This window comes from Mycolicibacterium duvalii (assembly GCF_010726645.1).
Taxonomy (GTDB): domain Bacteria; phylum Actinomycetota; class Actinomycetes; order Mycobacteriales; family Mycobacteriaceae; genus Mycobacterium; species Mycobacterium duvalii.
In genome coordinates, this window is record NZ_AP022563.1 from 2,219,690 (window position 1) to 2,232,396 (window position 12,707).

Consider the following 12,707-nt stretch of genomic DNA (forward strand, 5'->3'; position numbering starts at 1 on the left):
GTGCGCCGGGAAGACGGGTCGGCTGAGAGCGGTCCGACCATGGAGGTGTTCCCGTGCACGCATCGGCGCCTGTACCCGAATTCGCCGTCCACACTGCGGCCCTGACCAAACGCTTCGGCGACCTGGTCGCCGTCGACGACGTGACGCTGACGGTGACGCCCGGCGAGGTGTTCGGATTCCTCGGACCCAACGGTGCGGGAAAGTCGACGACCATCCGGCTGCTGCTGGGACTGCTCAGACCGACCTCCGGCACCGCGCGGGTGTTCGGCGTCGACGCCGGTGACGTGCGTCGCGCCCATCGCCACCTCGCCTACGTACCGGCCGATGTCGCGCTGTGGCCGATGCTGACGGGAGCCGAGATCCTCGAGTTGCTGGCCGCTCTGGGACCGGGCATCGACACCACCTACCGCGCCGAGCTGATCCGACGCTTCGATCTGGATGTCGACCGCCCCGCCAAGACGTACTCCACGGGCAACCGGCAGAAGGTGGCGCTGGTGGCGGCGTTCGCCACCCGCGCCCCGCTGCTGTTGCTCGACGAGCCCACCAGCGGTCTGGACCCGTTGATGGAGCGCGAGTTCCGGCGCTGTATCCAGCAGGCCCGGGAACGGGGGCAGACCGTGTTCCTCAGCTCCCACCAGCTCGCCGAGGTCGAGGCGGTCTGCGACCGGGTCGCGATCCTGCGAGGAGGTCGGCTGGTCGAGGTCGACCGCGTGGAGGAGTTGCGACGTCTGCGCCGGACCGTGGTCGACGTGACGTACCGCGGCGTCGCCCCGGCGCTCGACGACGCCGCCGGGGTCACCGACACGCAACAGCTCGACCGGAACCGGTTGCGGTTCAACGTCGCCGGACCGCCGGCGGCGGCGTTGCGGGCGCTCGCGGCGGCCGAGGTCGTCGCGGTCAGCATGCGGGAGCCCACGCTCGAGGAGATATTCCTGGACTACTACGGCGGTGCGGCGCGGTGACCACCGTGGCGTGGCGGCCGCAGCGGGCGGTCGCGCGGTTGGCGCTGCGCCAGATCCGTCTTGGCGCGGTCATCGTCGCCGCGGTCTGCGCGGTGATGTCGGCCGTGGTGGCCCTGCAGTACCGCGAGACGTTCCAGGGTGCGCTGGACCAGGGATCGCTGCGAGCGCTCGTCGAGAACCCGGCCATTCGGGTGCTGTTCGGCCCCGCGGTGGCGCTCGACGATCCCGGTGGCTTCACGGTGTGGCGGACCGGGACGCCGTTGATGGTGCTGGCCTCGGTGTGGGTGCTGCTGGCCGCGACCAGGATCACGCGCGGCGAGGAGGATGCCGGTCGGTGGCAACTGCTGCTCTCCGGGCCGGTGCGCCCGATCGATGCGGCCGCCCGCTGCCTTGCCGTGTTGACCGGGGCTGCGCTGCTGATCAGCGTGGCGGTGGCCGGCGCGATGCTGGCCGCCGACACCCAGCTGTCCGGGTCGGTCGTCTACGCGACGGGCATGTTCGGAGTCGTCGCCGCGTTCGCGGCCCTCGGTCTGCTGACCGCGCAGGTGGCGACCAACCGTGCCACGGCCGTCGGCCTGGCCGTCGCCGGCCTGATGGCGGCCCTGCTGCTGCGGATGGTCGCCGACGGTGTCGCGCCGTTGTCGTGGCTGGCGTGGCTGTCACCGTTCGGGTTGGTCGCCCGAGCCGCGCCATACGCCGACAACGACCCCGTCCCGCTGGCGGTGTTGATCGCGACCGCGACGTTGACCGCGGTGGTGGCGCTGGCCGCGGCGCGCCGCGACCTCGACAGCGGGTGGCTGCGGGTGCGGACCCGGCGCCGGCCCCACACGGCACTGCTGGGATCGATCGCAGCGTTCGCGGTGCGCCGGGCGATCCGCCCGCTGGCCGGCTGGGGGCTGGGCATCGGCGTCTATTTCGCCGTGATCGGCGCGATGACAGCGTCGGTCCTGGCGTTCTTCGACGACAATCCGCGGTTCGGGCAGCTGGCTTCGACAGCCGGATTTGTGGGCCTGGACTCGGCCGGTGGTTTCGCGGCAGCGTTGTTCAACATCCTGCCGCTGGCCACCGGCTTGTACGCCGCGGCCCGGCTCGCCACGTTCGTCGCCGAGGAACGGGCCCGCCGATGGACGCTCCTGCTCGCCACCGACGTTTCGCGAATGACATTGATCCGCAACGAGATCACTGCGGCTCTCCTGGGCGTGCTGGTGCTGCACGCGATTGCGGCGCTGGCCATGTGGATCGGGGCCGAGGTTACCGGCGCGCCCTTGACAGCGGTCGACGCGCTGGCCGGCGCGTTGAACACCGCACCGATCGCCGGGCTGGCACTGGGCGCTGCCGCACTGGCCGCCGGATGGGCACCGGCGATGGTCGGTCTCTGGGGGGCCGTGCCGGTGGTGGGCGGGTTCCTGGTCGGGGTCGTCTCGCAGAGCACCGGGGCTCCGCAATGGGTCACCAACGTGTCGCCGTTCACCCATGCAACGGCTGTCCCATTGGATTCCCCGCATCTGACGGCCCTCGGCGTGATGATTGCTCTCGGCGCGGCGGCAGCCGCCCTGGGCGTTGCGGGCTTCAACCGACGCGATCTGGTGACCTGACCGTCCGCTCACCCGTTCATCGCCACGAAGCGGCGCAACAGCGGCCACGCGACCGCGACGTTGTACACCGCTCCCCCAATGAAATACGGCCACCACGTGCCGTGCTCGGCGGCCACCCAGAACGCCTTGGCGGCCCAGTACGGGGGCAGCACACCGAACGCCAGATGCCACGCCGAGTCGATGAACCACGGTAGACAGGGCAGGCCGGCGATCAGCATGCCGAGGGCGCGGACCATGGCCAGCCCCTGGATCTTGTTGCCGGCGACCGTGATGATGAGCAGCAGCGTCACGATCGCGGACAGGCCGGCAAGCAGACCGATCGGGATCATCGTCGGGATCAGCCCCATGGGGAGTAAGCCGCTCGACGCCGAGGTGGCCACAACGTAGACGGTGGTGACGACCAGGACCGTCGCGGCCCGGTAGCCGAAGAACACCTGGAGTGGGACCGGAGTGACTCGCAGCGCGGTCAACGTGCCGGCGTCCACTTCGTCGAGCACGAGGAAGGCGGCCAGCGCACCCGCGATGATGATGCTGGTCAGCAGCAGAAACGCGGTGATCACCAGCGGGTAGTACGGCACCAGGTCGAAGCTGTACCGTTCCGCGAGCATCCGCGTGGACAACGGGGTCAATACCGCCACGGCAGTGGTCCAGATGACGGGCGCGACCACCAGCATGATCAGCAGCGGGTCCCGGTAGGTGCCGCGAAGGTCGTTGCGGCCGAACGCGATGAGCGCCCTGGTGTAGTCGGAACCCGAGATCGCCCTCACGGTCAGCCCGCTCGGTCGACGACGAATCGGCGGAACAGCACCCGGGCAGCGACGTAGAGGCCGATGAGGCACACGCTCGGATAACCCAGCGCGTAGAGCACCTGCCACGGTTCGGGCTGGAACTGGCCGAACGCCGTGCCGAACATCTGCAACGGGCCCAAGGTCGGCGCGAGGTAGAGCACCGGATGCGGCCATAGTCCGGAATAGTGCACGATCGGGGGCACGAGCATCACCGCCAACGGGATCACCGCGGCCAGGAACCAATCGGTGACCGACCCGAACGGCAACGAGGTGATGAATCCGACGAGCAGCATCAGCAGGGTGCCGGACACCACCCCGGCCAGCAGGGGTGCCGGACGGTAGTCGAGACCATGGACGACGGTGACCACCACGATCGCGACGAACACCGAGATCGACAGCAGCACGATCAGTTTGGACCACAAGTACTCCGCGAAACGCAGCGGCGTCGTGACGATGGCCCCGATGGTCCGCTCCTGCTTTTCGAAGAACACCGTCCCGCCGACGAAGAAGAAGCCGATGATCGCGATGTCGCCGACGAGCACGTACGGTTCTGCCGCCGGCCGCAACCCGGCAGGCATCGGCAGCAACACCGCCAGCCAGATCAGCCCGGAGAAGATTCCCGCGTGCAGGAACTTCTGCCGTGCCTGCAGCGTCACCTCGAGGGTGAGCGCGCTCCGGAACCGGGTCATGCCAACTGCCGTCCGGTGACCTCGACGAAAACATCGTCCAGGCTGGCTTCGCGGCTGTGGATCGTCTCGACGTGACGCCTGCGCAGGATCGCGTGGAACTCCAGGTCATCAGCCAGGCCCTCCATCGGGAACTCAGCGCTGTCGAGGCCGCCCTGGCTGTTGCGGTACTCCACGCGGACCCGGCGCCGACTGCGGGCGATCTTGAGTTCCGACGGGGCGTCGAGCGCCACGATCCGGCCGTCGACGACGAACGCCACCCGGTCACACAATTCGTCGGCAGTCGCCATGTCGTGGGTGGTCAGAAAGACGGTGCGACCCCGAGCCCGCAGGTCGAGCACCATGCTCCTGACGTTGCGCGCGTTCACCGGGTCCAGGCCGGACGTGGGTTCGTCGAGAAAGAGCAGTTCGGGGTCGTTGATCAGCGCGCGCGCGAAGGTCAGCCGCATCTGCATTCCCTTGGAGTACTTGCCGACCCGCGTGTCCGCATGCTCGCGCAGTCCGACCGCGTCGAGCAGTTCCATCGGGTCGCGGGTGGGCACGTCGTACAGCGACGCGAAGAAGCGCAGGTTCTCCGCACCGGTCAGCTTCTGGTAGTGATTGGGCAGCTCGAAGGACACCCCGATGCGCTGGTAGTAGTCCGGGCCCCACTCCTGCGGGTCCCTGCCCCAGACCCGCGCATGTCCGCCGTGGCCGCGGAGCAGACCGACGAGGAGCTTCTGTGTGGTCGATTTACCGGCCCCGCTGGGGCCGAGGAAGCCGAAGATCTCGCCGCGCGCGACGGCGAAATCCATGCCCCGCACCGCCGCCTGATCGGCTTTCGGGTAGCGATAGGTGAGGTCACGGACCCGGATGACGTCATCCGTCGGCGTGGGTGTGTCAGCCTGCATCGGTGGCCCTTCTCGGCGTGCGGACAGAACTTCCGACCAGACTTCCCGGAGCACCGCAATCAATGTACTGAACTTTCACAAATTTCTGAAGACTATTAGGCTGAGGCGTGGCCACTTCCCGAGATGCTGACGCAGCCGCCCGCGCCGCCGAGGAATTCGCGCTGGTCCTCAGTAGCCATGGCCTGCAGCGGATGATGGCGCGGGTCCTGGCCGCCCTGTTGTTCACCGAGCACGCGACGTTGACGATGGGCGAGCTGGGCGAGCAGCTCCACGCCAGCGCGGGCGCGGTGTCGGGCGCCCTCAGGATGCTCACGTCGGTCGGCCTGGTCGAACGCGTTCCCGTTCCCGGCAGCCGGCGCGACCACTACCGGCTGCGCGACGACGCGTGGGCGGTGCACTACACGAATCAGAACGAGGTGATCGCGGCCTTCCGCGCGGCCGCCGACGCCGGAGTCGGCGTCTCCGGACCGGACAGTGTCGCCGGGCGACGGCTGGCCCAGATGCGCGACTTCTACGACTTCCTGCTCGCCGAGATCCCCCCAATCCTGGAGCGATGGCGCCAGAGTAAGCGACCGGACCGCTGATTCGTCCTCACCACCACTGCACCGAATACCGTTGCCCCATAGATTTTTTCGTCAACTCCGCACGCTACGACACGAGTCACGGTGCGGTCACGAAGCCCCGGCGGCTTTGACTTCTCCTGCGTAACCGCCATAACGTCGATGCACCGGTAGGACTACGGCTTGGCGCCGTGCTTGGCGTGGACGTGCACTGTCGTGCCGTCGGGCGCGGCACCTGACCGTGGTCGTCGGCGCGACGATTCCGAGAAGAGGTCTCCAGATGACAGCCGAGATGACCAAGCCCACCGTCCGTTTGGCCGCCGTCCTGCGCCGTGCCGCGATCGCCGGCGGTTTGACCGCCGTCCTGGTCGCCGCCGCGGCCTGCTCGACCACCGAACCCGGTACCGGAAATCCGGCCGGTGAAGGGAGCACTCTCGAACGCATCAAAGCCGACAAGAAGATCAACGTCGGCTTCGCCAACGAGCGTCCCTATGCCTACCGCGAGAACGGTCAACTCGTCGGCGAAGACCCGGCGATTCACGGCTACATCTTCGACCAGATCGGCGGAATCACTCTGGAGCCACATCTCTTCGAGTTCGGTTCGCTGATCCAGGCCCTCAATTCCGAGCGCGTCGATGTCGTGACCGCGGGCATGTTCATCACCCCGCAACGCTGCGAGCAGGCCGCCTTCAGCAACCCGGTGTATGTGGCCACCACATCCCTGCTGGTGCCGACCGGAAACCCCAAGGGGCTCAGCGATTACAGCTCCGTCGCCGACGGCGACGCCCGGCTCGCGGTGATGAACGGCGCCGTCGAGGTCGACCAGGCCAAGGGTTCGGGCATCCCCGACGACCGGCTGCAGATCGTCGCCGACCAGCAGGCCGGACTGGATGCGGTGAAGTCCGGTCGCGCGGACGCGTTCGCGCTGACCAGCATCTCGCTGCGCGCACTCGCCGCCGACGACAACACGGTCGAGGTCAGTGAGGCGTTCGTGCCGGTCATCGACGGCGAGGAGCAGATCGGTGCCGGCGCCGCGGTGTTCCGGCAGAACGACACCGCGTTGCGTGAGGCGTTCAACGAACAGCTTGCCGAGCTGATCCAGAGCCCCAAGTGGCTCGAGCTCGTCGAACCCTACGGGTTCACCGAGGCCGAGCGTCCCGACCCGGAACTGACGGCCGAACAGCTCTGCCAAGGCTGAGCCGGTGCTCACCGAGCTCGGTGACGCCGCGCCGCTGTTCTTACACGGCGCCTGGGTGACGCTGCTGTACACGGTGCTCGGCGCGCTGGCAGCATTGCTGGTCTCGTTCGTGTTCGGGCTGATGGCGCTGTCGGGTTCGATGCTCGTGCGCGGCGTCTCCCGCACCATCGTGGAGTTCTTTCGCGGCACGTCGCTGGTGATCCAGCTGTTGTGGATCTTCTTCGTGCTGCCGCAGCTGGGGCTGAGGTTCGAGCCGATGGCGGCCGCCACCATCGCGTTCGGGCTGAACTTCGGGGCCTACGGGTCGGAAATCGTCCGCGGCGCAATCGCTTCGGTACCGACGCCGCAGTGGGAGGCCACCGTCGCTCTGGGGCTGGGGCGGGTCCAGCGGATGCGGCGGGTCATCCTGCCGCAGGCGTTGCCCGAGATGATCCCGCCGTTCGGCAATCTGTGGATCCAGATCCTCAAGAGCTCGTCGCTGCTGTACCTGATCGGCATCACCGAGCTGACCTTCGAGGTCAAACAGCTGCAGTTCGAGATCGGCAGCATGGCTGCCTTCAGCATCGCGCTGGTGGTGTACTTCCTGCTGGCCCAGGCCCTGGTCGCGGCGACGCGGTGGGTCGAGGTGCGCACGGCCGCCCGCGTGGGCCGCGGTCCGAAAGCCGTCGTCGTCAGCGCACCCGGGGCGGTGGGCACCGCGTGACCGGCGAACGCAGCCTGTGGGATTGGGACTACGCGGCAGACGTGCTGCCGGGACTGCTCACCGCGTTCCTGAAGCTGACCCTGGGGATCACCGCGGCGGCGTCGGCGGTGGCCATCGTGGCGGGGTTGGCGCTGGTGCTGCTGCGTCGCGCCGACAGCCGCTGGATCAGCTGGCCGGCGTATGCGGTGATTGAATTCGTGCGCAGCACCCCGATCCCGATCCAGTTGTTCTTCGTCTACTTCGGGCTCCCGGTGCTCGGCATCCGGCCCAGCGCGTTGATCACCGGCATCGCGGTGCTCGGCGTGCACTATGCCTGCTACATGTCGGAGGTCTACCGCGCCGGCATCGATGCCATCCCGCCGGGCCAGTGGGAGGCCGCCACCGCGTTGTCGCTGCCGCCCTACCGAACCTGGCGAGCCGTGATCCTGCCGCAGGTGATCCGCCGCGTTCTGCCGTCGACGGGCAATCAGGTGATCGCGCTGTTCAAGGAGACACCGTTCCTGATCGTCATCGGAGTGGCCGAGATGGTCACGGTGGCCAACCAGTTCGGTGGCCAGAACTACCGCTACATCGAACCCATCACCATCGCCGGCCTGATCTTCCTGGCGGCGAGTTACCCCACCTCGGTCCTGATGAGAAAGCTGGAGATTCGCCTTGCCCAGTGAGCAGCCGGCCACCCCGATGGTCCGATTCGCCGACGTGGTCAAACGATTCGGTGACAAGACCGTCCTCGACGGGATGAACTTCACCGTCGCGCCCGGGGAGCGCGTCACCCTGATCGGCCCGTCCGGCTCCGGCAAGACCACGATCCTGCGGCTGCTGATGACCCTGGAGCGGGTCACCGACGGGGTGATCTGGGTCGACGGTCAGCCGCTGACCCACCAGCAGCGCGGCGAGAAGTTGGTGCCGGCCTCGGAGAAATACCTGCGGCGGGTGCGCCGCCGCATCGGCATGGTGTTCCAGCAGTTCAACCTGTTCCCGAACATGACGGTCATCGAGAACGTCATAGAGGCACCGGTGTCGGTGCTGGGTCTGAGCAAGGACGAAGCACGCACCCGCGGCACCGAACTCCTCGACCGCGTCGGCATGGCCGACTTCGTCGACGCGCACCCCACCCGGCTGTCAGGCGGGCAACAACAGCGGGTGGCGATCGCCAGGGCGCTGGCGATGTCGCCCGACATCCTGCTGCTCGACGAGGTGACCTCGGCACTGGATCCCGAGCTCGTCGTCGACGTGCTCGACGTGCTGCGCGACATCGCCGAGGACACCGACATCACCATGTTGATCGTCACCCACGAAATGCGCTTCGCCCGAGACGTTTCCGACCGGGTGCTGATGTTCGACAACGGCGTCATCGTCGAAGACGGTCCGCCGTCGAAGATCTTCAACGATCCCGAGCACGAACGCACCCGCACATTCCTGCGGGCGGTGCTCGAGGAGCGGTGAGATCACCCGACGTCCCGGGGCGCGCCGGCCAGCACGTCGTCGGGCCAGCGGGCCGCCGCCGCGTGACCGGCCAGCAGTTTGAGATAGAACACCGGGCCGAACCACCGCGCCGACGGGTACGGCTCCAGCGCCGCGTCCAGCGCGATCCCCGCGGCTGTGAGCACCCACCCCAACGGCCTTCGGTGCGCGCGCAACCGGCGGATCACCGCGGTGGCCCCCAGCAGGTAGCCGTATCGCAGCCCGGAGTGCACCCAGCCACGGCGCGACGCACCGTCGACCCACGCCAGAACCAGCGGATGCACATGCACGACCGCGAAGCGCAGGTGGTCGGCGTCGGACTGGCCGGGCCGCTCGTACCAGCGGGCGCAGGCGGCGGTGTTGTTGGCCCAGGCGCCGCCCCACAGGTCCACCGCGGCAACCACCAGCAGCGCCGTCCTCGACGCCGTCAGCCGGCGCGCGCGGGCGCGGCGCACTGCCGCCACCCCACCCAGTCCGGCCAGCGTCAACGTCGTGGCGGTACCCACCGGAGTCGTCTCCGGGCCCACGAACTCCAGCCAGGCCCGCCGCACCGGGCCGAGCCCGCGCGTCATCGCTGCGCCGCCCGGGTCAGCACGGCGACGCACTCGACGTGGTGGGTCAGCGGGAACGAGTCGAACACCCGCAGCGCCTCCACCGCATATCCCTGCGACCGGTACAGGCCGATGTCGCGGGCGAAAGATGCTGCCTCGCAGCCGATGTGAACGACTCGCGGCACGTTGGCCGCCGACAACTGCTCGATCACCTCGCGACCGGCACCGGTGCGCGGCGGGTCGAGCACCGCGACGTCGGCGCCGCGCCCGAAGGTGCGCAGCGCGCGGCGTACCGAATCGTTGACCACGGTGACACAGCTCAGGTCGGCCAGCGCGGTGCGCGCGGCTCGGGAGGCGCCCCGCGAAGTGTCGACACTGATCACCCGGCCGCTGTCCCCGACGGCACCGGCCAGCGCCGCGGCGAACACACCTGCGCCGCCGTAGAGGTCCCACGCGGTCATCCCTGCCGCCAGCCCGGCCCACTCGGCGACGAGCTGGCTGTAGCGATCCGGCGCCTCGCGGTGCGCCTGCCAGAACGCGGTGACCGGGATCCGCCAGGTACGTCCCGACACCCGTTGCACCGCCTCATATCCCCCTTCGACGACGGCGGTCTTGCGGCCGCCGCGCCGGCCCGCCGTCACGATATGGCGCACTCCGTCGTCGTCGACGGCCACGTGCACCGCCGCCCCGGGCGGCCAGTGGGCGTCGGCGATCCCGGAAAGCATGCCGTGCGGGAGTTGCGCACAGTCCAGACGGTGTACCAATTCGGCACTGTGATAGCGGTGAAAGCCCGCGCGGCCATCCGCCGAGGTGGCCAGTCGCACCCTGGTTCGCCAGCCCGCGGCCTCGCCCGCACCGAGCGGTTCGGCGGTCGCCTCGTCCTCCTCGCGCCACCGGTAACCACCAAGGCGGGCAAGTTGATTGGCTACCACCGCACCCTTGATGCGACGCGCGACCGCGGGTTCGACGAACGCCAGATCACAGCAGCCCGCGCGACCGGGGCCGGCGATCGGGCAGATCGGGTCGATCCGTCCGGGAGCGGGCTCCAGCACCTCGGTCACCTCGGCGGTCCAGTAGGACGCGCGCTGCTCGACGATGCGCGCCCGTACGGTCTCCCCCGGCAGTGCGTAGCGCACGAAGACCACCCGGCCGTCGTGGCGGGCCACGCAGCTGCCGCCGTTGGCGGCGGCGTCGGTGTGCAGCACCAGGTCGTCCGGTGCGATGACCCCGCTCAATCCAGGAAACCTCTCCGTGCGTCCCCCGGCGCCGACTGCGGACCCAGCTTCTTCAGCCGTTCCGACGAGGACAACTGCCAGGGGACCGACGTCACCATCACGTTGGGCTCGAACAGCAGTCTGCCCTTGAGCCGCAACGCACTCTGGTTGTGCAGCACCTGCTCCCACCAGTGTCCGACCACGTACTCCGGGATGAACACGGTGACCACCGTACGCGGGGACTCCTTGCTGACCCGTTTGACGTAATCGAGTACCGGGCGGGTGATCTCGCGGTACGGCGAGGCCACCACCTTCAGCGGCACGCTGATGTCGCTGTTCTCCCATTTGTGCACCAGCTGCCTGGTTTCGGCGTCGTCCACACTGACCGTGATGGCCTCGAGCGTGTCCGGCCGGGTCGCGCGCGCATAGGCCAGCGCCCGCAGCGTGGGCAGGTGCACGTTGGACACCAGCACGATCGCGTGATTGCGGCTGGGCAGCACGACGTCTTCGGTTTCTTCGGCGCGGAACTCGAGCTCGCGGCTGACCGCCGCGTAGTGCCGGTGGATCAGCTTCATCATGCCGAAGAGTGCGCCCATCGCCAGGATCGTGATCCACGCGCCCGCGACGAATTTCGTGACGACGACGATGATCAGCACTGAGCCGGTACACAGGAAGCCGATGGTGTTGATCAACCGCGACCGCATCATCCGGCTGCGCATCGCGGCATCGTTTTCGATGCGCAGCAGTCGTGACCAGTGCCGCACCATACCGATCTGGCTCAGCGTGAACGACACGAAGACCCCGACGATGTAGAGCTGGATCAGGGCGGTGACCTCGGCCTGGAATGCCACGACGAACGCGATCGCCCCGAAGGCCAGGAACAGGATGCCGTTGGAGAACGCCAGCCGGTCGCCGCGGGTGTGCAGCTGACGCGGCAGGAAGCGGTCCTGCGCCAGGATCGAACCGAGCACCGGGAAGCCGTTGAACGCGGTGTTCGCGGCGAGCATCAGGATCAGCGCGGTGACCCCGGCGATCAGGAACAGTCCGACCGGGAAGTCGTGGAACACCGCGTCGGCGAGTTGAGCGATCAGCGTCCGCTGCCGATAGTCTTCGGGCGCGCCGTCCAGCTGTTCGAGGGGCCGCTCGGCGATCTGCACTCCGGTGGCCTTGGCCAACATGATCATGCCCATGAACAGCGTGATCGCGATGACGCCGAGCAGCAGCAGCGTGGTCGCGGCGTTGCGCGACTTGGGCTTCTGGAACGCGGGCACCCCGTTGCTGATCGCCTCCACACCGGTCAGGGCCGCACTGCCCGACGAGAACGCCCGGGCGACGAGGAAGACCAGCGCGATTCCGAGGACGTCGCCGTGCTCGGCATGCATCTCGAAGTCGGCCGACTCGGCCCGCAACTCGTGGCCCAGCCCGTAGATCTGGAAGAACCCCCAGCCGAGCATGGCGAACATGCCGATCATGAAGGCGTAGGTCGGGATGGCGAACGCCCGGCCGGACTCGCGGATGCCGCGCATGTTCAACGAGGCCAGCACCACGATCGCCACCACGGCGAACCAGACCTTGTGCTCGCCGATGAACGGCACCGCCGAGCCGATGTTCGACATCGCCGAAGACATCGACACCGCCACCGTCAGCACGTAGTCGATGAGCAGCGCGCTGGCGACGGTCAACCCGGCGGTCGGCCCGAGGTTGGTGGTGACGACCTCGTAGTCGCCGCCCCCCGACGGGTAGGCGTGCACGTTCTGCCGGTAGCTGGCGATCACGATGAGCATGACCGCGGCGACCGCGAGCCCGATCCACGGCGCCATCGAGTAGGCCGCCAGCCCCGCCACCGAGAGGACCAGGAAGATCTCCTCGGGGGCGTAGGCCACCGACGACAGCGCGTCGGAGGCAAACACGGGCAGCGCGATGCGCTTGGGCAGCAGGGTGTGCGACAGCCGGTCGCTGCGGAACGGCCTGCCGAGGACGAGCCGACGCGCGACGGTCGAAAGCTTGGACACGAGTGCCAAGAGTAAGCCCGCCCACCCCGGACCGCCGCAAAGCTGTAGCGTGCACTCGAGCACAGGTATCCAGCAGCTCGCCGG

General features: G+C 68.5%; 13 protein-coding genes. 7 read left to right on the top strand and 6 right to left on the bottom strand.

From position 1 onward, the window contains the following. Positions 1-53: 53 nt before the first annotated feature. Together G6N31_RS10340 and G6N31_RS10345 are read left to right on the top strand one after the other, a co-directional pair. Positions 54-962 carry an ABC transporter ATP-binding protein gene (locus G6N31_RS10340; RefSeq protein WP_234815171.1) on the top strand — a complete coding sequence of 303 codons (909 nt, stop codon included), beginning with the start codon at positions 54-56 and terminating at the stop codon, positions 960-962. Further along, positions 959-2,557 carry an efflux permease Rv1217c-related protein gene (locus G6N31_RS10345; RefSeq protein ID WP_098001863.1) on the top strand — a complete coding sequence of 533 codons (1,599 nt, stop codon included), beginning with the start codon at positions 959-961 and terminating at the stop codon, positions 2,555-2,557. The genes G6N31_RS10340 and G6N31_RS10345 overlap by 4 nt, the downstream gene beginning before the upstream one ends. Before the next feature lie 8 nt (positions 2,558-2,565). On the opposite strand, the gene G6N31_RS10350 is transcribed toward G6N31_RS10345, so the two are convergent. Genes G6N31_RS10350 through G6N31_RS10360 form a run of 3 tightly spaced genes read right to left on the bottom strand, consistent with a single transcriptional unit; the run spans position 2,566 to position 4,921 of the window. Then, positions 2,566-3,324: an Rv2686c family ABC transporter permease subunit gene (locus tag G6N31_RS10350; protein WP_098001864.1), complete on the bottom strand. Its 759-nt coding sequence runs from the start codon at positions 3,322-3,324 to the stop codon at positions 2,566-2,568. 2 nt (positions 3,325-3,326) lie between these two features. After that, positions 3,327-4,034: a fluoroquinolone export ABC transporter permease subunit gene (locus tag G6N31_RS10355; protein WP_098001865.1), complete on the bottom strand. Its 708-nt coding sequence runs from the start codon at positions 4,032-4,034 to the stop codon at positions 3,327-3,329. Continuing rightward, entirely contained in the window at positions 4,031-4,921 is an 891-nt protein-coding gene (locus tag G6N31_RS10360) for an ABC transporter ATP-binding protein (RefSeq protein WP_098001866.1), read from the bottom strand. Before G6N31_RS10360 ends, G6N31_RS10355 begins: the two co-directional genes overlap by 4 nt. A 191-nt stretch (positions 4,922-5,112) precedes the next feature. Here G6N31_RS10360 and G6N31_RS10365 point away from each other — a divergent pair, with 191 nt between their 5' ends. From G6N31_RS10365 to ehuA, 5 genes are all read left to right on the top strand, one after another. After that, complete coding sequence (locus G6N31_RS10365; RefSeq protein WP_098002037.1) at positions 5,113-5,505, top strand: GbsR/MarR family transcriptional regulator; 393 nt, start codon at positions 5,113-5,115, stop codon at positions 5,503-5,505. A gap of 256 nt (positions 5,506-5,761) precedes the next feature. Beyond that, positions 5,762-6,679, top strand: coding sequence for an ectoine/hydroxyectoine ABC transporter substrate-binding protein EhuB (gene ehuB / locus G6N31_RS10370; RefSeq protein ID WP_234815172.1), 918 nt, complete (start codon positions 5,762-5,764; stop codon positions 6,677-6,679). Between the two features lie 4 nt (positions 6,680-6,683). Continuing rightward, entirely contained in the window at positions 6,684-7,382 is a 699-nt protein-coding gene (ehuC, locus tag G6N31_RS10375; protein WP_098001867.1) for an ectoine/hydroxyectoine ABC transporter permease subunit EhuC, read from the top strand. Continuing rightward, positions 7,379-8,047 (top strand): ectoine/hydroxyectoine ABC transporter permease subunit EhuD, encoded by a 669-nt coding sequence (gene ehuD, locus G6N31_RS10380; RefSeq protein ID WP_098001868.1) that lies wholly within the window; start codon positions 7,379-7,381, stop codon positions 8,045-8,047. Before ehuC ends, ehuD begins: the two co-directional genes overlap by 4 nt. Before the next feature lie 16 nt (positions 8,048-8,063). After that, complete coding sequence (gene ehuA / locus G6N31_RS10385) at positions 8,064-8,828, top strand: ectoine/hydroxyectoine ABC transporter ATP-binding protein EhuA (protein ID WP_098001869.1); 765 nt, start codon at positions 8,064-8,066, stop codon at positions 8,826-8,828. Between the two features lie 2 nt (positions 8,829-8,830). Here the strand turns inward: ehuA and G6N31_RS10390 are convergent, their stop codons facing one another. From G6N31_RS10390 to G6N31_RS10400, 3 genes are read right to left on the bottom strand one after another with little or no spacing between them, the layout of a single operon-like run. Then, entirely contained in the window at positions 8,831-9,418 is a 588-nt protein-coding gene (locus tag G6N31_RS10390; RefSeq protein WP_098002038.1) for a hypothetical protein, read from the bottom strand. Next, positions 9,415-10,632 carry a class I SAM-dependent RNA methyltransferase gene (locus G6N31_RS10395; RefSeq protein ID WP_098001870.1) on the bottom strand — a complete coding sequence of 406 codons (1,218 nt, stop codon included), beginning with the start codon at positions 10,630-10,632 and terminating at the stop codon, positions 9,415-9,417. The genes G6N31_RS10390 and G6N31_RS10395 overlap by 4 nt, the downstream gene beginning before the upstream one ends. Next, the gene (locus tag G6N31_RS10400; RefSeq protein ID WP_197747169.1) at positions 10,629-12,632 is read right to left on the bottom strand and encodes an APC family permease; all 2,004 of its coding nucleotides are present in this window, start codon (positions 12,630-12,632) and stop codon (positions 10,629-10,631) included. Before G6N31_RS10400 ends, G6N31_RS10395 begins: the two co-directional genes overlap by 4 nt. Positions 12,633-12,707 lie beyond the last annotated feature (75 nt).